Annotated in this window: 23 protein-coding genes; 9 read left to right on the forward strand and 14 right to left on the reverse strand. The window is 61.6% G+C overall.

Annotation, left to right across the window (positions count from 1 at the left end; all coding sequences use genetic code 11):
• Nucleotides 1-396 carry a c-type cytochrome gene (locus QD336_RS22340; RefSeq protein ID WP_269345218.1) on the forward strand — a complete coding sequence of 132 codons (396 nt, stop codon included), beginning with the start codon at nt 1-3 and terminating at the stop codon, nt 394-396.
• A gap of 72 nt (nt 397-468) precedes the next feature.
• On the opposite strand, the gene QD336_RS22345 is transcribed toward QD336_RS22340, so the two are convergent.
• The 3 genes from QD336_RS22345 to nirK all read right to left on the reverse strand — a co-directional run bounded on the left by QD336_RS22345 (nt 469) and on the right by nirK (nt 3490).
• Nucleotides 469-1170 carry a Crp/Fnr family transcriptional regulator gene (locus tag QD336_RS22345; RefSeq protein WP_269345221.1) on the reverse strand — a complete coding sequence of 234 codons (702 nt, stop codon included), beginning with the start codon at nt 1168-1170 and terminating at the stop codon, nt 469-471.
• A gap of 149 nt (nt 1171-1319) precedes the next feature.
• Nucleotides 1320-2237, reverse strand: a complete 918-nt coding sequence (locus QD336_RS22350; RefSeq protein ID WP_499172218.1) for an SUMF1/EgtB/PvdO family nonheme iron enzyme — start codon at nt 2235-2237, stop codon at nt 1320-1322.
• Between the two features lie 110 nt (nt 2238-2347).
• Nucleotides 2348-3490: a copper-containing nitrite reductase gene (gene nirK / locus QD336_RS22355; protein WP_499172219.1), complete on the reverse strand. Its 1143-nt coding sequence runs from the start codon at nt 3488-3490 to the stop codon at nt 2348-2350.
• A 236-nt stretch (nt 3491-3726) separates the two neighbouring features.
• Here nirK and QD336_RS22360 point away from each other — a divergent pair, with 236 nt between their 5' ends.
• Nucleotides 3727-4959: an NnrS family protein gene (locus QD336_RS22360; RefSeq protein WP_269345226.1), complete on the forward strand. Its 1233-nt coding sequence runs from the start codon at nt 3727-3729 to the stop codon at nt 4957-4959.
• 82 nt (nt 4960-5041) lie between these two features.
• Here QD336_RS22360 and QD336_RS22365 read toward each other — a convergent pair whose 3' ends face one another.
• The 8 genes from QD336_RS22365 to QD336_RS22400 all read right to left on the reverse strand — a co-directional run bounded on the left by QD336_RS22365 (nt 5042) and on the right by QD336_RS22400 (nt 11782).
• Entirely contained in the window at nt 5042-5575 is a 534-nt protein-coding gene (locus QD336_RS22365; RefSeq protein WP_269345228.1) for a DUF2249 domain-containing protein, read from the reverse strand.
• Between the two features lie 77 nt (nt 5576-5652).
• Entirely contained in the window at nt 5653-5958 is a 306-nt protein-coding gene (locus tag QD336_RS22370) for a DUF2249 domain-containing protein (protein WP_035257647.1), read from the reverse strand.
• A gap of 146 nt (nt 5959-6104) precedes the next feature.
• Nucleotides 6105-8003, reverse strand: coding sequence for a nitric oxide reductase activation protein NorD (locus QD336_RS22375; protein ID WP_269345232.1), 1899 nt, complete (start codon nt 8001-8003; stop codon nt 6105-6107).
• Nucleotides 8004-8073: 70 nt separating this feature from the next.
• Entirely contained in the window at nt 8074-8886 is an 813-nt protein-coding gene (locus tag QD336_RS22380; RefSeq protein WP_269345233.1) for a CbbQ/NirQ/NorQ/GpvN family protein, read from the reverse strand.
• A gap of 64 nt (nt 8887-8950) precedes the next feature.
• Nucleotides 8951-10297: a nitric-oxide reductase large subunit gene (locus tag QD336_RS22385; RefSeq protein ID WP_137411895.1), complete on the reverse strand. Its 1347-nt coding sequence runs from the start codon at nt 10295-10297 to the stop codon at nt 8951-8953.
• Between the two features lie 24 nt (nt 10298-10321).
• A complete protein-coding gene (locus tag QD336_RS22390) occupies nt 10322-10774 on the reverse strand; it encodes a c-type cytochrome (protein WP_037093028.1) in 453 nt (150 codons plus the stop codon).
• A 178-nt stretch (nt 10775-10952) separates the two neighbouring features.
• Entirely contained in the window at nt 10953-11243 is a 291-nt protein-coding gene (locus QD336_RS22395) for a hypothetical protein (protein ID WP_162936922.1), read from the reverse strand.
• 5 nt (nt 11244-11248) lie between these two features.
• Nucleotides 11249-11782: a cytochrome c oxidase subunit 3 family protein gene (locus QD336_RS22400; RefSeq protein WP_269345239.1), complete on the reverse strand. Its 534-nt coding sequence runs from the start codon at nt 11780-11782 to the stop codon at nt 11249-11251.
• Between the two features lie 137 nt (nt 11783-11919).
• Between QD336_RS22400 and QD336_RS22405 the strand changes: the two genes are divergently transcribed.
• Both QD336_RS22405 and QD336_RS22410 read left to right on the forward strand, forming a co-directional pair.
• Nucleotides 11920-12075 carry a hypothetical protein gene (locus tag QD336_RS22405; protein ID WP_003520964.1) on the forward strand — a complete coding sequence of 52 codons (156 nt, stop codon included), beginning with the start codon at nt 11920-11922 and terminating at the stop codon, nt 12073-12075.
• Nucleotides 12076-12087: 12 nt separating this feature from the next.
• On the forward strand, nt 12088-12765 hold the full coding sequence (locus tag QD336_RS22410) for an NnrU family protein (RefSeq protein WP_499172222.1): 678 nt from the start codon (nt 12088-12090) through the stop codon (nt 12763-12765).
• A 4-nt stretch (nt 12766-12769) separates the two neighbouring features.
• Here QD336_RS22410 and QD336_RS22415 read toward each other — a convergent pair whose 3' ends face one another.
• From QD336_RS22415 to QD336_RS22425, 3 genes are read right to left on the reverse strand one after another with little or no spacing between them, the layout of a single operon-like run.
• Nucleotides 12770-13360, reverse strand: a complete 591-nt coding sequence (locus QD336_RS22415; protein ID WP_269345245.1) for a UbiX family flavin prenyltransferase — start codon at nt 13358-13360, stop codon at nt 12770-12772.
• On the reverse strand, nt 13357-14883 hold the full coding sequence (locus QD336_RS22420; protein WP_269345246.1) for a UbiD family decarboxylase: 1527 nt from the start codon (nt 14881-14883) through the stop codon (nt 13357-13359). The genes QD336_RS22415 and QD336_RS22420 overlap by 4 nt, the downstream gene beginning before the upstream one ends.
• 56 nt (nt 14884-14939) lie before the next feature.
• Nucleotides 14940-15290 carry a DUF488 domain-containing protein gene (locus QD336_RS22425; RefSeq protein ID WP_269345248.1) on the reverse strand — a complete coding sequence of 117 codons (351 nt, stop codon included), beginning with the start codon at nt 15288-15290 and terminating at the stop codon, nt 14940-14942.
• Between the two features lie 148 nt (nt 15291-15438).
• Between QD336_RS22425 and ubiT the strand changes: the two genes are divergently transcribed.
• The 5 genes from ubiT (at nt 15439) to QD336_RS22450 (ending at nt 19379) form a co-directional block, all read left to right on the forward strand.
• Nucleotides 15439-15954, forward strand: a complete 516-nt coding sequence (gene ubiT, locus QD336_RS22430; RefSeq protein WP_442864944.1) for a ubiquinone anaerobic biosynthesis accessory factor UbiT — start codon at nt 15439-15441, stop codon at nt 15952-15954.
• Nucleotides 15945-16922, forward strand: coding sequence for a ubiquinone anaerobic biosynthesis protein UbiU (ubiU, locus tag QD336_RS22435; RefSeq protein WP_269345250.1), 978 nt, complete (start codon nt 15945-15947; stop codon nt 16920-16922). The genes ubiT and ubiU overlap by 10 nt, the downstream gene beginning before the upstream one ends.
• Nucleotides 16923-16927: 5 nt before the next feature.
• The gene (ubiV, locus tag QD336_RS22440; protein ID WP_269345251.1) at nt 16928-17866 is read left to right on the forward strand and encodes a ubiquinone anaerobic biosynthesis protein UbiV; all 939 of its coding nucleotides are present in this window, start codon (nt 16928-16930) and stop codon (nt 17864-17866) included.
• Nucleotides 17863-18243: a hypothetical protein gene (locus QD336_RS22445; RefSeq protein ID WP_269345253.1), complete on the forward strand. Its 381-nt coding sequence runs from the start codon at nt 17863-17865 to the stop codon at nt 18241-18243. The genes ubiV and QD336_RS22445 overlap by 4 nt, the downstream gene beginning before the upstream one ends.
• 152 nt (nt 18244-18395) lie before the next feature.
• The gene (locus tag QD336_RS22450) at nt 18396-19379 is read left to right on the forward strand and encodes an ABC transporter substrate-binding protein (protein ID WP_269345254.1); all 984 of its coding nucleotides are present in this window, start codon (nt 18396-18398) and stop codon (nt 19377-19379) included.
• Nucleotides 19380-19439 lie beyond the last annotated feature (60 nt).

Consider the following 19439-nt stretch of genomic DNA (forward strand, 5'->3'; position numbering starts at 1 on the left):
ATGCGCAAGACACTCATCATCGCGGCGGCAATGCTGACCGCAAGCACCGTTCCCGCTTTTTCGGAGGGCGATGTCGCCAAGGGGGAGGCGGTCTTCAAGCGCTGTTCCGCCTGTCACGCCATCGGCGAGGGCGCGAAAAACAGGGTCGGCCCGCAACTTAACGGCATCATCGGCCGTGCAGCAGGCGGTGTGCCTGACTATACTTATTCGGCTGCGATGAAAAAAGCGGGCGAGGACGGGCTCGTCTGGACGCCGGAAGAATTGCGGGATTTCCTGAGCGCGCCAAAAAAGAAAATACCCGGCAATAAGATGGCGCTGGCCGGCATCAGCAAGCCGGAAGATCTGGACAATCTGATCGCCTATATCGAAAGCGCGGCTTCCAAGCCGGCTGAATGAGAGCGGCGGAGCTGCCCGGTCGAGGTGCGGTCCTTGGCGAAGGCCAAGCATGTGAAGGCAGGCGTCTACACCCTACACTTGGCTGGTTTCGCCTTCCGCCAGCTGGGCTAGGCCCGGTAGATTGCAGACCAGAAGTTTCTGCCGCCCGCCCTGCACCAGCCCCTTGCTCTCCCAGCTGGAAAGGATGCGGGAAACGGTGTGCAGCGTCGTTCCGGTCATTTCGGCTATATCCTGACGCGAGATCGGGAAGTCGATACGGATACCGTCCAGCTCCTTGCGGCCCGCCTGCTGCGAAAGGCGCAGCACGGCGTGCGCTACCCGGCGCTCCACTTCCTGCGTCGACATCTCGCGGATGCGGGTATGGGCTTCCTCTAGACGCTGGCCGATCGTCTGCATGGCCGAGACGGCAAGATGCGGGTTCTGCTCGACGAATTGCGGCCAGAGGTCCGTCTGCCAGGACAGGATAACGCTTTCGGCCGCCGTCGTGGCGGTGCCGGGATAATCCGACCTTTGCAGCGCCCTGGCGAAACCGAAGAGATCGCCGGGATGCACCACACGCACGATGATCTGCTGGCCGTCATGGGTCACCTGCGTCACCTTCAGGCGGCCGTGAATGAGCAGGAAAAAATGCGTGGCTGACTGGCCCTGCTCGAAAATGGCTTCGCCCGGCGGCACCAGCCGGGATGTGGCGTGGGTCAGCAGTCCGTCCAGCTCATCGTCGGCCATCTTGGCAAACAAGGCCAGCGACCGGATGACGCTTCGGTCAATCTTCACTTGCACCCTCTCCGGTGATTGGCCGCCGCCTCGGTTCCCGCAATGGGCAACCGGGTGTCGGCCTTTTCTGTATCTTCACAATACAGCACTATCACCGGCTGAAGAAGATCAAATGATATGAATCAACCGATTGTTTTAATTGACAATTATCAAGAAAATAAAGTGCTGGCGCGGAGCTTTTCGACAAGCGGCGCATACCACCGCGTATCCTTCACGAGCCTGAAGCCGAGATTATCCGGCGGCACGCCGACGGCGCAGCCGCCGCTTTTCGGGTTTTTGACGAAAGCGCTCATCGCCGCCCGGTGTTTTCCCGAAGCGACGGGAATGCCGCAGGCGGCGGCGGTGTCGACCACGTCGCCATCCTTGCCGAGCGTCACACGGTGGCTGCAGCTCGAGGTCCATTCCCAGATATTGCCGCCGAAATCGGCAAGGCCATATTCGTTTTCGCCGAAGCTGCCATAGGATTGCGGAACGGGATTACCCGCCGCCTTGCGGCTGGTCTGCCGCTCGTAATCCGCGAGCCAGCGCAAAGCCGGGTTTTCACTGTCTGCGGGCACGCCAAGCGTCTCGTCCGGGAAAAGCGATCCGGCAGCGAAAGCGAGTTCTGCGTCACTCGGCAGGCGCCAGACAGCGCCGGTCCGCTCGCTCAGCCACTTTGCATAGGCGCGGGCGTCATCCTGGCTGATGCCGGTTGCCGGTATCTCGCCACCGACGGGGGCGGCAAAGCCGGGTTCCGGCTGCTGACAGCCACCTTCCGCCACGCAGCGCGCATAATCCGCGCTCGATACCTGATATTTCATGATCGTCAGATTTTGCCGCATCGTCACGTCGACCATCGGGCCATCGACGGCATAACCATTGCGGAAATATTCGCCCTCCGCCCGATAGGTGAAATGTCCTGCGGGCACTGTAACGACCTGCGGAGCCATCATGGCCGCGCGGTCATCAACGCCGCTGCGGATGATCCCGGACTGGAAACCGATGGCCGTTGCCAGCAGCGTTGCAATCGAGAGCGGCAAAAGAAGCGAGACGGCATTTGGGAAGTGGCTGTTGCCGGGAATGCCCATGGGAACCTGCCTGCGTCGTGGAGACGCCAAAGTTCGGGCCTGCCTTCAGGCCGCAGAGAGCGGAAGGGGGAGCGCGCCGAGCCGCTGGCGGCGGCGCGCTCCGGTTTGCGTCAGATGCTCGAGGGGGCGAGCACTGCCTGCATCAGGCTGTTGTTCCACTCACCGGTCACCTTGAAGTGGGCGGCTGCACCCAGCTCGAAGGCCTCAATGAGGTTGTGGTTGACATAGGCATAGATGCCGGGCTGCTCGAAGGTGTAGAAGGCCGCGCCCGCCGTGCCGCCGGGAATGAACCAGGTTTCCTGGTCGAGATCCGGCGGGTTGCGGAACTTGCCCGTTGCCCAGACATAATCGCCATGGCCGCCGATGAGGTGCGGACGGGTATCACGGTTTGCCTGCGAATGGACGATCAGTACCTTCTCACCAACGGCGGCCTGAAGGGCATGTTCCCCGGTCAGGGCACCGACTGCGCCGTTGAAGACGATGTGGCTCGGCGTCAGCTTGCGCATCACCTCCAGCGTGTCGGCCATGGCGTCGCCGGCGCTTTCATATTTCTTGAAGTTGCCGTTCTCGTCACGCGGGATGTAGAAGTCCTGCTCGCCGACATAATAGACCTTGTCATAAACAAGCTCCTTGCCGTGGCCGTCCGTCAGGCCCTCACGCGGCAGTACCATGATCGCGCCATTCATGCCCGAGGTGACGTGCCACGGCACCATGCCGGGAGGTGCGCAGTGATAGACGAAGACGCCGGCCTTGGTGGCCTTGAAGCGCAGGATCGCCTTTTCCCCGGGGTTGACGATGGTGAGCCCGCCGCCGCCGAGCGCGCCGGTGGCCGAGTGGAAATCGATATTGTGCTGCAGCTCATTGGTATCGGGGTTGATGAGGGTCAGTTCGACATAGTCGTCCTGGTGCACCACCATCAAGGGGCCGGGAACCGAGCCGTTGAAGGTCATCGCGTGGACCTCGGTGCCCTTGTCGTCGAGGATCATCTTCTGTTCTTTGATCGTGAGCGTGAACTCGACGATCTTCGGTCCGCCTTCGGCTTTCTGCGTGTGGGCATGCACGAAGGGCGGTTTAACGAGATCAACTTTTACGCGAGGAAGCGCCGCAATCTCAGCGCTCGTCAATGGCTTGGCTGCGGCCTTCTTTTCCTCTGCCGCGCTCGCTGCCGATGGCATGATGACGGGAGCTATAGCCCCTGCAAATGCTGCGCCTGCGAGAATATTACGCCGTGTGATGTGGAAGGTTTCCGTCATCATTCTTCTCCTATCCCTCTTGGGGCAGAGCATGTTTCGCTCTGTCACAGCATTTGTAGCGGAGGGGCGGAAATACAATTTGAGATGGAGCAAACTTCGCTTTCGGCACCCTGCGACATTTTGGCAGGCGGCTGAAGGCTGATGTGGAAGCGTCGCACCTCCTCTTTGCCTGTTCGCAAAGAAGCCGGACGGGCTTGGGCCTAGACATATGTCAAGACCAAACCAGGAGCATTATAATGAGTGGCAGCGAAACCGTTCTCACCCAAGGGCGCAGCCGGCCAAAGGGCGGCATTCCAAGAGGGCTGGCGCGCACCGGCCCGGTTATCTTTTCTTACGGCTTCCGGCCGTTTTTCCTCGGCGGTGCCCTCTGGGCCATCGTGGCGATGGTGTTGTGGATCGCAGCCCTTTCCGGCTTTGTCGACCTTGGCGGGGACTATGGCGCGCCGAACTGGCATGCCCATGAGATGTTGTTCGGTTTCGCCTCGGCGGTGCTGGCCGGCTTTCTCCTGACGGCCGTGCCGAACTGGACGGGGCGGCTGCCGGTGTCGGGCAAACCGCTGGTCTGGCTGTTTGCGCTCTGGTGCGCTGGCCGGCTTTTCCTGCTTGTGCCGGATCAGGTAGGCGTGGTCACCGCCGCAGCCGTGGACGGGCTTTTCCTGCCGGCACTTCTGGCGATCTGCGCGCGCGAGGTCATTGCCGGGCGCAAATGGAAGGACCTGAAGGTGCTGGGCGGGCTGCTGGCGCTTTCCGTTGCCAACATCATATTCCACGTTGCGGCGATTGGCGGCGATCATAGCCAGATCGCGACCCGCCTTGCGGTCTCGGCCTATACCGTGCTTGTCATCATCGTCGGCGGCCGCATCGTGCCGAGCTTTACCCGCAACTGGCTGAACCGTTTCGGCCGCACGGATTTCCCCGTGCCCTATAACGGCTTCGATACTGCCGCCATCCTCACCGGCATCGCGGCGCTGGCCGTCTGGACGATAGAACCCGAGAGCATCGTGGCGGTGCCAACGGCGCTTCTGGCCGCGTTCATGCACGCCGTGCGTCTGATCCGCTGGCGCGGCTGGACGACATGGCCGGAGCAGGTGCTGGTGGTGCTGCATGTGGCCTATGCCTTTATTCCCGTCGGTTTCATCACCATAGCGCTGGCGGCTCTTGACGTCATGGATACACGTTCCGTCCTGCATGTCTTCACCGTCGGCGTTATCGGCTGCATGATGCTTGCTGTCATGACGAGAGCGAGCCTTGGCCATACCGGACGCAAGCTCGCGGCCAGCAGGGTTACCATTGTCGCTTATGTGGCGCTGATCGCCTGCGCGCTGCTGAGACCGGCAGCCGAGTTCTTCCCCGGTGCGATGATGCATCTTTATGCCTGCTCGGCGCTCTTCTGGATCGTGGGTTTCGGCCTCTTCTGCGTTGAATATGGGCCGATCCTGATGCGCGAGCGCAAACCGCTGAAAGCCTAGATTGCTTGCGATACTGCCAAAAACGAAACGCCCCGGAGGCAACTTCCGGGGCGGTTCGGTTTCGGGGAATTTGATTTATGGCTTAATGCGCGCCGGCACCGGCGCGGATGAAGATGCGGAACGCGGTGCGCGCCTCGTCGAAATTGCCGGCCCATTGATGGCCCCGGGCCAGAAGTTCCGGGTAAAGAAAGGTCGGCTCCTGTGGCATCAGCACGAAGATCACGGCGCCCGGCGGAAGACGGTCGAGTGCGGCCAGCGTGCGGCTCGCCTGGCCTTCGGCCGTCTCATCGCTGAGATCGAGATAGATGACCGGGTCCGGCCATATCTGCGGTTCCTCGGCATTGCCCGCAAGCGCCGGTGACACGGAAATCTGCTCGGTTTCACTGGGTTGCGGGGTGAACAGCACTTCCCAGTCGCCGCCGCCGATTTCCCTCACCTGATGGTCGAAACCGCGCTCGGCCATCACCTTGAACAGCGGAACGGGCCGGAAGGTGGCGTATAATCGCAGCGCCTCACCGGGGGCGAGCCCGGCCACGGCTTCCATAATGGCCGGAAAGGGCTCGCCGCCGCTCAGCAAAAGCGGCCGCACATCGAGTTCCCTGATCATTTCCGTCATTACATCACCTCATCTGTCGGCTGGCGGCGGCAAGGGCCGTCCGCCAGAGGTCTTTTCACCATGCCGCAGGGCAGGGGTCAATGTTCGGAACCGCAGCAGCATTCGCAGCCGGACATGTCGTCCTCGGAACCTTCGGCCTGTTCTTCCAGCCGGCCGATATCGAGACGCCAGACTTCCGGGCCCTGTTCGAGATATTCCCAGCCGAACTGGCCTGGGAAATTGGTGGCCAGCTGGTAGAGCAGGGGGCGGGGATCGTGATCGCTGGTGATCTGCAGCGATTGACCCTCGGTCAACGCACCAAGCGCACCGAAAATGCGCGGATGGCGTTCGCGATGCGGGATGATGCGCACATCTATATTGGTTGCGGTCTGGGCTTCGGACATAGGCTGGCTCCACGGCCGCAGATGGAATGATGTCCGGCGGTGCGGCCGGCCGGCGGACTGGAAAAACCTATCCGCCGGGCGGTCGGGAGACATTGTCGCCGCGCAAACAAACCTGAGATTCGTCAGGTCCGCTCGCGCGACGTGCTTCAGCCGGCAAGGCTACGATAGATTGCCGGCAGCGCCGATGGCAGCTTGGCGATCCTGCTGACGATGGCATAACCGTTCTGGCCGAACATGGCCGGAATATAGGATTGCGCCTTGCTGTCGACCGTTACCCCAAAGACGCTGACGCCCGAGCGTCGCGCCTCGGAGACCGCGCGGCGGCTGTCCTCGATGGCGAAGCGGCCTTCATAGTGGTCGACATCGTTCGGCTTGCCATCCGTCAGCAGCAACAGCAGCTTTCGGCGCTCCGGCCTTTCACGCAGCTTGGCACTGGCGTGGCGGATGGCGGGGCCGATGCGGGTGTAGAAGCCGGGCTTCAGCGCCGCGATGCGCCGCTCGATAGTGTGGCCCATCGGTTCATCGAAATCCTTCACCGTTTCCACCCGCACCCAGGAACGGCGGCGGGAGGTGAAGGTCAGGATGGAGTGACTGTCACCGCAGGCGGAAAGCCCGTGGGCCAGCACCAGCAGGGCTTCCTTCTCCACGTCGAGCACCCGGCGATTGTCGAACCAGGCATCGGTCGATAGTGATACGTCGACAAGAATAGTCACGGCGAGATCGTGCGCCTGCGGGCGGCTTGCCATATGAATGCGGTCGCTGCCCTGTCCTCCGGCAGCGATATCGCTTCTGGCGCGAACCACGGCGTCAAGATCGAGATCGTTGCCGTCAAGCTGGGCGCGCAGCATCTCGTGACGCGGCCGCAGCACCTCGAATTGCCGCCTGACCCGGCGGATGAGGCTCTTGGTGTCCGGGTCGGGTTCCGGTGCCGTCTCGGCGTCTTTCGCCGGACCGGCGATGACCCGGCAATGATCGGCGAGATAGGTGCCGCTCCGATAATCCCATTCGGGATAGGTGTGTTCCGCCGTCAGGGCGGTATGGTTCAGTGCTTCAGGCGGCAGGTCGAGATCGAAGCGGAAGCGGGCGGAAGGCCGTCCCTTTCTTTCACCCAGCGTCATATCGTCAAGCTCGTCCGCCGCGCTGCCATCGGCATCGTCGCTGTCGTCACCCGGCCGGTCGACATTGACCATCTCGGCCATGGCGAGGATTTTTTCGAAACGGTTGAGGATGAAGGGGCTGCGTTCGGTCTGGCGGTTCTCGGTCTTTTCGCGCACGGCGATATGGCGGGCCGCTTCCGCGCCCTGTGGCGCGGCCGCCGCTGCCGGCTGGTCCTCGCCCTGCCGGGCATCGGATGTCTCCCGCAGCAATGTGTCCGGCCAGAGTGGAACAGGCAGCATCGGCAGGTAGCGTGGCGGCGCTTTTTCCGGAGGGCTCGCAGGCGGTGCATAGCCCTCTATCCCTGCCGCCGCGGCCAACATGAATAACACCCGTTGTTCCACCCGCTGTTCCGCCTGCGGCAAAGGCCGCGTCTGCCGCACCGCGAGCATGGCGGCGCACAGCCGGCGATAACGGGTCTTCATGCCGGGAAAAGCACGGGTTACGGTTTCTGCCAGTTCTGCGGCGCGGTCGAGCCGGGCAAGATCGTTGCGAAGCGGGTCGGCGGCCATGACTGGTTCAAGCGGCATCATCGCCATGGCGGCGGCGAGCCAGAGATAAAGATCGCGATTGAGACGCCGGTCGGGAAACAGATCGAGCACCGGCGGCAGCATCAGCGTGGCATGATCACGTCCGGGCTGGGCAAGCTTCTCTTCGCCAAGACCCATGCGCTGGCGCAGCCTCAGCCGGTGGCTGGAGGTGCGGGCGCGGGCCGGAGCGATCTGCACCGCATGTTCACCGCCAAAACCGCGGAAACATATGGCCAGTACGGCCTGCATATCCTCCAGCTTCACGGCATGATCCGGGAAGCGCAGCCATGTGCCGGTTTCGCCGATCAGCCTGTGCCAGGCGCGGCCGACGGTTTCCTCCAGTTCCAGAAAGTCCAGCATGGTTTATCCTCATGGCATCGGACCGGAATGCGCGGGGCAACCGCGCAACCCGGTGTGGATATCAAAGCGCCTATCGGATGATCGCATCCGCTACTTCATGCAGCGCGGCCTTCACATCAGGCTCGTCGGTCAGCGGTTCGATCATGGTCGCGCGCACGGCCTGGCGGGCGGGAAGGCCGGTATCGATGAGGCTGGCGCAATAAACCAGCAGGCGGGTGGAGACGCCTTCTTCCAGATCGTGGCCTTTCAGGCCGCGCAGCCGGTGGGCAAGATCGACCAGCGGCTCGACATCGCGCGCATCCAGCCCGCTTTCATGCGAAACGACGGCGATTTCCTGCTCCTTGGGCAGGAAGTCGAATTCGATGGCGACGAAACGCTGTCGGGTGCTGGGTTTCAGGCTTTTCAGGAGGTTCTGGTATCCGGGATTATAGGACACCACGAGCATGAAGCCCGAGGGTGCTTCCAGCACTTCGCCGGTGCGTTCCAGAGGCAGGATGCGGCGGTCGTCGGTGAGCGGATGCAGCACGACGGCCACATCCTTGCGCGCCTCAACGATCTCGTCGAGGTAACATATGCCGCCCTGGCGTACCGATCGTGTCAGCGGGCCGTCCATCCATACCGTTTCGCCGCCTTTCAGCAGGTAACGGCCGGTCAGGTCGGCAGCGGCAAGATCGTCGTGGCATGAAACGGTGGAAAGCGGCAGGCCGAGTTTCGCGGCCATATGGCTGACGAAACGGGTCTTGCCGCAACCGGTCGGGCCTTTCAGCAGAAGCGGCAATTGCCGCACCCAGGCGCTTTCGAACAGCACGCATTCGTTGCCGAGCGGGGTGTAGAACGGTGCCTCCGGCAAAGGCTGCGGCGCGGGACGGAAAATCGTATTCATGGTCATCTCCATGGTTGGTGGTAAGGACCGGCTCTCCGGGGGAAAAGGAGAGCCGGTCCGTTTCTCATTCGGCGGGCTGCACGAGGCGGGCGACGTCACCCTGTTTCTGCTTGCCCGGCACCAGGACTGCCCAGATGAACATGATTGCCGAAATGAGAACTGCGAAACCGGAACCAAGGCGGATCCAGTAGAAGATCGCCAGCTGGTCCTGCACATCCATGAAGCTCTCGCCCATGACCCGCTGGAGCTGGATCTGCACCACGCCGGCAAAGGTCAGCGCGAAGGTCATCACCGACATGGCCGTGCACATGACCCAGAAGCTCGTCATCGAAAGCCACTGATTGTAGGGCGCGCGTTTCTTCATTTCCGGTATGGCATAGGCCATCATCGCAAGGTTCAGCATCACATAGGCGCCGAAGAAGGCGAGGTGCCCGTGGGCGGCGGTGAGCTGCGTGCCGTGGCTGTAATAGTTCACCGAAGACAGCGTGTGCAGGAAACCCCAGACGCCGGCGCCGAAAAAGGCCATGACCGAGCAGCCGATCGACCAGAGGAGGGCCGCGCGGTTCTCATGCTTACGGCCAGCCTTCCAGGTCATGACGAAGGTGAAGATGACCATGGTGAAGAAGGGAGCCACTTCCAGCGTCGAGAACAGCGAGCCGATCCACTGCCAGTAACCCGGTGCGCCGATCCAGTAATAGTGGTGCCCGGTGCCGAGAATGCCCGAGAAGAGCGCAAGGCCAACGATGACATAGAGCCATTTTTCCACCACTTCGCGGTCGATGCCGTTGAGCTTGATCATCAGGAAGGCGAGGATCGACGCCATGATCAGTTCCCACACGCCTTCCACCCACAGATGGATGACGTACCACCAGTACATCTTGTCGAGCGCCAGATTCATGGGGTTGTAGAAGGCGAAGAGGAAGAAGATCGCCAGACCCCAGAGACCGAAGAGCAGGATGTTGATGACCGTGGTCTTGCGGCCCTTGAGCGCCGTCATGGTGATGTTGAACAGGAACATCAGCACCACAAGGACGATGCCGACCTTGATGGCGAAGGGCTGTTCGAGGAATTCGCGGCCCTCGTGGATGCGGAACATATATCCGACCACGGCAACGGCGGCTGCCACCAGGAAGATCCAGAACTGCGCGATGGCGAGTTTGGGGCTGTAAAGCTCCGTTTCCGTCTCTTCCGGCAGAAGATAGAAGGTCGAGCCCATGAAGCCCATCAGCAGCCACACGACCAGCGCATTGGTGTGGATCATGCGCACGATGTTGAAGGGCAGAAGCTCGGAAAGCGTGTTGGGCAGCACGTAGATCGTGGCGGCGACGACGCCGAACAGGATCTGCGCCACGAACAGCCCGATTGCGCCGTAAAAATACAGCATGGCGACTTTTTGCGTCTGGTATTTCATCTCGTCATCTCCTTGCCGTCAACCTCAACCCGCATCGTTCGGCGGCCAGTTCTGCGTCTTGATCCGGCTCGTCCATTCGAGGAAGTCGACGAGATCATCGAGTTCCTGTTCGGTGAGATTGAACTGCGGCATCTGGCGTCGGCCTTCGATGCCGGTGGGCTGGGCGGCCATCCACGCCTTGATGGAATCGCGCGCCGCATCCTTGTCTTCCACGCCGCCATAGCGCTTCCAGACATTGCCGAGTTCGGGCGCGAAATAGGCGCCTTCGCCGAGCAGGGTGTGACAGTTGATGCAGGAATTTTTCTCCCACACATGTTTGCCGCGCGCGACGCTTTCGGTCAGCGTGCTTTCATCCGTCGAGGTGGTGCGCATGTAATAATGGCTATGGGCGGTCAGCCCGACGAATATGGCAAAGAAGAAGATGGAGCCGCCATAAAAGACGTTTCGCGCTCCTGTTTTGGTCAGGCGTTCTGCCATGCCAATGGTCCTTTCCATCCGGAAGACCGCTTATGCGGACTGGCTTGATTGAACCCTCTTGCCGGGATTTGCCAGCAGGCTGGCGGAATGCGGTGGGGTCTGAAGCCTTTCTAGCCGCTGGCCGCCGGCGTTCTTTGCCATTTGGCAAACAAGTGGAGAGGTGATGCGGTCCGCCTTTTCAGAGCGACAAAATGCCCTGCAGGAACGCTCGCAAAAGGGCTGCGGCGGCAAAGATTGCGGGCCATGCCAGAAGTGCCGTGCGCAGCAGGCCTCGCTCTTCGCCAAAACCCAGAAAATCGTCGATGACGCGTCTGGATTTCATGAGCGCGAAAAGCAGCATCAGGCACGCGACGGCAACCGGCGGCAGAAGCGCTGCCTTCCACGAGGTGACGACGGCCGTACCGGCGAGAACGAGAATGGCGAGCACTGCGAAACTTCTTGCGAGCTGGCGGGAGGTGCGGTGGATCATGATTGTCAAACCAGATAGACGATGGGAAAAATGACGATCCAGACCAGATCGATGACATGCCACAGCGTCGTCACCAGCGTGACGTTCTCGTTTTTCGGGAAGACTGCGACGAGAAACAGCAGCACGGCCACGAAGACGACATGCAGCAGGTGGAAGCCGGTGAGCAGGAAATAGAGCTCGAAGAAAGCGCCATAGGCGGGGTCGGACGCGAAGGCGATTTCGGTGGAATATTCATGGAGCTTCACTCCGACGAAAGCGAAACCCAGCAGGCCGGCAAGGACAAGCGCCCGCCTTTTGCCCGGCAGCTTCGTGTGGCGGCTCGCCGCGACGGCCGCTTGCCAGCCGCTCGCCAGCAAAATCAGTGTGTTGAGACCGGCAAGCTGCGGCTGCAGGTGCTGGCGCGCGGCGGCGAATGCATCCGGATTGAGCGCGAAGGCGATGATGAAGGCGCCGGTCAGCGCGCCGAAAGCGGCAAGCTCGCTCCAGACCAGAATCCACAAAAGCAGGTTTCCGCTTTCCTCTTCCGTATTTATCGCCATGGCCTCGCCCGTAATTGTAAAACAGCAAGCCACGCTTAGGCGTCCTCAAACTGCGCTTCTTTGCGGTCGGTCAAAGAAGGGAGCGCGCAAAGCCCTATTGTCATGACAAAGCGCAACTCTGGAAAATGGAGCATCCCATGAACGACGCGCAGGTCGGGCTGATTGTCGCAACCCCTATTATCATTGGCTTTGCGGTGCTGTTGTACCGTATGGGAGTGTTACAGCGCATGGGCGCGGTTTCCGCCGTGCTTGCCTCCGTGGCCATTGCTTCGGTGCTGTTCCTGAACCAGTGAAAAGGCAGTCGCATGCTTGAACTTGTCGCCGCTCTTTCGCTTTTTGTGGCGCTGCACTCCATTCCTGCCGTGCCTGCCGTGCGCGGCCGGCTGATTGCGGCCATCGGCAGGCCCGCTTATTTCGGGGCTTATTCCGTCGTCTCGCTTCTGACGCTGGGCTGGGTGTTTTACGCCGCGCTGTCGGTCGATTACATACCGCTCTGGGATGTCGCGCCCTGGCAGGCGCATGTCACCTTTCTGGCAGCGCCGATTGGCCTGTTTTTCGTGCTGGCCGGCCTTCTCAGTGTCAATCCGCTCTCCATTTCCGTACGGCAGGGGCAGAAGCCCGGGGCGATCGTGCGCATAACGCGCCATCCCGTGCTTGTCGGTTTCCTGTTCTGGTCGCTCGGCCATGTCGTGCCGAATGGTGACCTGCGCTCCGTCATCCTGTTCGGCGGTTTTGCGCTGTTTTCGCTTGGCGGGATGGCGATGACGGAAAAACGCGCGCGGAAAAGACTGGGCAATGCATGGAACGCGACGGCCGCCGGAAGCGCCACGGTGCCCTTTGCGGTAATTCTCACAGGCAAAACCCGTATCGCCGTGGATGTGCCGATGCTGCTCGCCGCGGCACTGACAGGCTTGACCGTGTGGTGGCTTCTGACTGGCGGCCATGCCATGCTCTTCGGCGCGGACCCCATGGCCTATTTCTGATCACTCACGACATTTTCACCACATGCGGCTGCCATATCGGCGCCTGCGGCGCGGACGCGATGCCGAGCTGATCGATGGCACGCGCGGCGAGCTGGTCGACAATATCGAAGACACTTTGTGGCCTGTTATAAAAGGCCGGCACTGGCGGCATGACGATGGCGCCTGCCTCCGTGACAGTGCACATATTGCGCAGATGGATGAGATGCAGCGGTGTCTCGCGGGTCATCAAAACCAGTTTCCGTCGTTCCTTCAGATGCACATCGGCGGCGCGGGTGACGAGATTGTCCGAAAGTCCGGTTGCGATGGCGGCAAGGGTGCGCATGGAGCAGGGGGTGACGATCATGCCGGCCGTTGGGAAGGAACCGCTGGCAATTGCCGCGCCAATATCATCGACGGAATGATTGACGCTGGCGAGCGAAAGCATCCGCCCCATGGCTTGCGCACCTTCCTCATGCAGCACGGTGCGTCTGGCGGACTGCGACAGGACGAGATGGATTTCGACGCTTTTCATCTCTGCTAGGCGCTCGATGATGCGCAGCGCAATGCCGGCACCCGAGGCACCGGTGACTCCGACCACGACACGGCACGGGGTCATGGTCGTTCTCCAAGGCCAAGATCACGCCACATCAGATCCACCTTTGCGATGACGTCAGGTGTCATGGAGAGCACGCGACCCCATTCGCGCTCCGTCTCCGGCGGCAGCTTGCGGGTGGCGTCCAGACCCATCTTGCCGCCGAGGCCGGTTTTCGGCGAGGCGAAGTCGAGATAATCGATCGGCGTATCGTTGATGATCGTTGCATCGCGCGACGCGTCGAAACGGGTGGAGAGCGCCCAGACGACATCCGCCCAGCTGCGGACATCAATATCGGGATCGACCAGAATGATGAGCTTCACATAGCTGAACTGCGGCAGCATCGACCACAGGCCCATCATCACCCGTTTTGCCTGGCCGGGATAACGCTTGTCGATGGAGGCGACCATGACGCGATAGGAACAGGCCTCCGGCGGCATCCACAGATCAACGATTTCCGCAAACTGCCTTTTGACGAGCGGCAGGAAAATCTCGAGCATGGCTTCGCCGAGAACCGAGGGTTCATCCGGCGGCCGGCCGGTATAGGTGGAAAGATAGATTGGATCGCGGCGCATGGTGATCGCCGACAACCTCATGACCGGAAAGGCTTCGACCGAATTATAATAGCCGGTATGATCGCCATAAGGGCCTTCGAGTGCCGTTTCCGTTACTGAGACGGTGCCTTCCAGCACGATCTCGGCATTGGCGGGCACCGGCATAGGCACCGTCAATGCCTTTGCTATGCGGCTTTTCGAGCGGCGCAGCAGACCGGAAAAACCAAGTTCGCTGATATGATCGGGAAGCGGCATGACGGCGGCGAGAATGGTGGCGGGGTCGGCGCCGATGGCGATGGTGACGGGCATATCCAGCCCGCGCGCTTGCCACAGCCGGTGGTGATGCGCGCCGCCGCGATGCGCCAGCCAGCGCATGATGACCCTGTCCTGTCCCAGCACCTGCATGCGGTAGATCCCGACATTGATATCGTCGGGATCATCAGGCGAACGCGTGATGACCAGCGGCCAGGTAATGAGCGGCGCTGGTTCGCCGGGCCAGCACCATTGCACCGGCAGGCAGGCAAGATCGACCGCATCGCCCGTCAGTACCTGTTCCTGCACCGGAGCGCGGGAGACGTTGCGTGGCCGCATGGACAGTGCGGCTTTCAGCAAAGGCAGCTTACCCCATGCCTCGGCCATGGATTTCGGCGGGCGTGGCTCGCGCAATTCGGCGAGCTTTTGTCCAAGTGCCGGCAGGCCACCGGTCTCAAGCCCGAGCCCCCATTCGATGCGTTGCCGCGTGCCGAAGAGATTGGCAAGCAGCGGCATGTCCCGCACCTTGCCCTCATGATCGACGGGTTGCTCGAAAAGCAGCGCCGGCCCACCATCGGCGAGCACGCGGCGATGGATTTCGGTAATCTCGTGCACCAGCGAAACCGGCTGGCGGATTCGCCGCAGCTGCCCACGCTCTTCCAGCAGCCGGATGAAACCGCGCAGATCGCTTGTGCGGGCGGGTTTTGTTTCTGTCTTTATATCTGTCGGTTCGTCTCTCATGCCGCCTGTTTGCAGGCGGTTATGCGGCATGTCCTTGCGCTGCCGCAAATGCGGCTTCAGTGCGAACGAAGATAGTCGGCGAGAACGATGGCGTGGTTGTGTTCGGTATCGTGGGCGGCATAAAGCAGCGTGACCCGGCCCTTCGCCATCAGTTCCTTCATGCGCGCCACGGCATCGGGGTTGGCCGAAAGCTCCTCATGGTAATGCCCGGTAAATTCGGCAAAACGTGACGGCATATGGGAGAATTGCTTGCGCAGTTCGTTGCTGGGCGCGATCTCCTTCATCCACAGCGAGAGCTTTGCGTCTTCCTTGCGCATGCCGCGCGGCCACAGCCGGTCCACCAGAACACGCGTACCGTCATCGTCGCTGGCGGGTTCGTAGATCCGTTTGATCCTTATGTCGGGCATGGCGGCCTCCTTCGCTTGGCAAGTGAATGATTTATAGCGGCTTTTGTGAAGAGGCGCCTGAAAATCTCCCTGTCTTTGCGTTCGCTCAAACCGGCGCCGACGCGCTGCGGTTAGGGTCCGGTCCGTAACTGACCTGACAGGACCCTTCATGAGACCTTTTCCCGCCGCCATCGCCACCCCCATGAATTTCCTGCCCCTTGCCGTGGTGCAGCGAGCGACGGCGGCGATGCTGGCGCAGATCATGAAACGGCACCCGGATATGTTCGGCCGGCTCGGTGAACATAGCCACAAGCGTTATGGCTTTCAGCCTGTCGATCTGCCTTTCGCCTTCATGGTCGAACCGGCCCGCCCCGCCATCACCGTCAGCCGAAAGGGCCGCCTGCCGAAGGTGGATGCGGCGGTGGAAGGGCCGCTTTTCATGCTGCTGGCCCTGATGGAAGGGCGGCAGGATGCCGACGCGCTGTTCTTCTCACGCGACTTGAGCGTGACCGGCGACATGGAGGCGATGCTGGCGCTGCGCAATGCGCTTGATGATAGCGGCATCGACCTGCCGCGCGATCTCGGTGCGTTTGCCGGGCCTTTTGCGCCGGTGGTAACGGGTGTTGCGAACCGGCTGCGCGGCCATGTTCTATCCGAAACGCGGGGAGGTGAGGCATGGAACTGATCTGTCCAGCAGGAACGCCCGCCGCCTTCCGCGAGGCCGTGGATGCCGGCGCGGATGCCGTTTATTGCGGGTTTCGCGATGAAACCAATGCCCGCAATTTTCCCGGTCTCAATTTTTCCCGCGAAGAGCTTGCCGAAGCCATCGCCTATGCGAAGAAACGCAACGTGCAGACCTTCGTGGCGCTCAACACCTTCATGCGCGCCGGTAATGAGGATATCTGGTATCGCGGTGCGGCCGATGCCGTGAAGGTGGGGGCGGACGCGCTTATCCTTGCCGATTTCGGCCTGATGGCGCATGTGGCGGAACATCATCCGCAGCAGCGTATCCACGTTTCCGTGCAGGCCTCCGCCTCCAATGCCGACGCGGTGAATTTCCTCGTTGATGCCTTCGGCGCAAAACGCGTGGTGTTGCCACGCACCCTGACGATTTCCGACATTGCCCGGTTGGCGCGGCAAATCCGCTGCGAGATCGAAATCTTCGTGTTCGGCGGGCTCTGTGTCATGGCGGAGGGTCGCTGCTCGCTGTCCTCCTATGCCACAGGCAAATCCCCCAACATGAACGGCGTCTGCTCACCGGCAAGCCATGTGCGTTACCGGCAGGATGGGCAGGAGCTGGTCTCGGAACTCGGCGATTATACCATCAACCGCTTTCCGGAAGGAGAAGCGGTGGGTTACCCCACGCTGTGCAAGGGGCGTTTCGAGATTGCCGACGACAAGTCCTATGCCTTCGAGGATCCGGTGTCGCTTGATGTGATGGACCAGATCGACGCCTTGCGCGAAGCGGGGGTCAGCGCGCTCAAGATCGAAGGCCGCCAGCGCGGCAAGGCCTATGTGGCGGAAGTGGTTTCCACCCTCCACCGGGCGCTGGCCGCCAGCGCCGAAGAGCGGGGACGGCTGCTCTCGCGCCTGCGGCTTTTAAGCGAAGGCCAGCGCACCACCGTCGGTGCTTACGAGAAACGCTGGAGATGATGGCGATGGCAAAAACCGCAAAGGCCACATTGGCGCTCGGCCCCGTCCTTTATCTCTGGCAGGGCGAAAAATGGCGCGATTTTTACTTTCGCATCGCCGATGAAGCGCCCGTCAGCCATGTCTATCTCGGCGAAACCGTCTGTTCGAAACGGTTTCATTTCACCGAGCCACATCTGGCCGAGGTGATAGAGCGGCTGGAGAACGCCGGAAAACAGGTGATCCTTTCGACTCTCTCACTGGTTACGCTGGAGCGGGAAAGCCGCCAGCTGCGCGGCCTGATTGCCGACAGTCCTTATCTCGTTGAGGCGAACGACCTTTCCGCGCTGGGTATGCTGCACGGCACGCCGCATGTCGTTGGCCCGATGGTGAATGTCTATAATGCCGCGACCGCGCGGCTTCTGGCGTCACGCGGTGCAAGCGTCATCTGCCTGCCACCGGAACTGCCGGTGACCTCGGTGGAGCGCATCGTGGCGGAAACGCCGGATGTGGACTTCGAAATCTTCGTCTTCGGCCGCCTGCCGCTCGCCATTTCGGCCCGCTGCGCCCATGCCCGCGCCAAGGGCAATATAAAGGATAATTGCCAGTTCGTCTGCGGTGACGATCCGGACGGGTTGCCGGTGCGCACGCTTGACCGGCAGTCGTTTCTGGCACTGAACGGCGTGCAGACGGTATCGCACACCTGCCAGTCGCTGCTTGGTGAGCTGCTGGATCTGGCCGAGGCCGGCATAACGCGTTTTCGCCTGTCACCACAGGATTGCGACATGGTCGCGGTGGCACGAATCCACGACGATGTTCTGGCCGGCAGGCGGGATGCGCAAGATGGCCTTGCACGTCTCGGGCAAATCTATCCGGACGTGCCTTTCTCCAATGGTTTTCATCACGGGCAGGAAGGGGCGGCCTGGGTTGCCCGTGCCCGCAACACAGCGCATGGGGTGAATGCATGACGATGGAAAGGCAAAAGGCACAACCACTGTCTGCGGCGCCGGGCGGTGCGGATATCGCCGCCGCGATCCATCTGGTGCGCAACATCGTTCTGGAAAGCGCGCTTGATTGCGGCTGCCGCGACAGGGTGCATGAGGCCCTGCGTGAGCTCGAGGATTTCGAGCGCCAGCGCAACATCGTCAAGCTTCTGGCCGCGGCCCGCGAGGAGCGGCGCAAGGTCGCGCTTTTGACCGAGATGCTCTCCGATTTCGCCGAAGACGACACGGTGGACGAAGGTGTGGTCGAAACCGCAAGCCTGATGTTTCTCGATATCGCCGCCGCCGCTCAGGAGGGCTCGCGTATCCTGCGCGATGCCCTTTCACTCAGGACAGGCGAATAGGCCCGGTTTCCGGTGCTGTTTGATCCTGCGCAAAGATCGGGCGCTTGCAAAATGTCATTTCCAGATGGGTGACGCACCTGTGGCCGGAAGGTCGGCCATCAGCGAGCGTCACGCACATCAGGGCGCTTCCGGCGCGAACAAGGATCAGGACCATGGCTCAACTCACCCGTCGTCAGGCGCTTTCGGCCCTTTCGGGATTGACGGTGGCGACACTTGCCGCACCACATATTCTGAAGGCGGAAACCCCGCTCACCTTTTATGGCCCGCCCGCTGCGCCCTCCGCCGTGCTGGCCCATGCGGTAAAGGGCGGGTTCCTGAAGGATGTTGCCCCCGAGGCCGTCTTCAAGGCGTGGAAAACGCCGGATGAAATGCGTGCCGCCGTTGCCTCCGGTTCCATGGGCGCGGTGGTGATGCCGAGTTACGGTGCTGCCAATCTCCATAATCGCGGCCTCGGCCTTGGGCTTCTGAACGTGCTGACAACAGGCCTGCTCTATGTGGTGTCGAAGGACGAAACGCTGACGTCGCTGGAAAGCCTTTCCGGCAAGACGCTCGCTTTGCCGTTCAAGAACGATATGCCGGATTTCGTCTTGCGTCGGCTGGTTGCTGAAAAAGGGTTGAAGCCCGGCGATATCAAGCTGGAATACGCCGCCTCGCCACCGGAAGCCGTGCAATTGCTACTGACGGGCCGTGTGGATGCCGCGCTGCTGAGCGAACCGGCGGCAACCGCCGTGCTCATCAAGGCAAAATCGTTTTTCATGACGGTCCATCGCACCATCGATATCCAGCAGGACTGGGCGAAGGTGGCGGGCAGGCCCGAAATCCCGCAAGCCGGTCTCGCCCTGACCTCGCAGGTTCAGGAAAAACTCGGAAAGGCTGGTATTTGGGCCTTGCAGGCGGGCATGGAAGCGGCGCTCGCCAGCGCTATGGCCGATCCGCAAAGGGCGGCGGCGGCCGCCGCCGATGCCCTTGGTTTCCCGCCTGAAATCATCGCCGCCTCCTTCCCGACAAGCCATTTGTCGGCGCTGAAGGCGAGCGCTGCACGCGCCGATCTCGAGGCGTTTTACGATGAACTCGCGAAAGCGGACCCGGCCATCATCGGCGGTGGGCGGCCGGATGACGGTTTTTATCTGGTGTAGCAGGCATGAACCGCATTCTTGAAAGCCTTGGCTGGACTGGCCGCTATCTCTGGGCGGGCT

The organism is Rhizobium sp. BR 250 (assembly GCF_047445855.1).
Lineage (GTDB): Bacteria > Pseudomonadota > Alphaproteobacteria > Rhizobiales > Rhizobiaceae > Agrobacterium > Agrobacterium tumefaciens_I.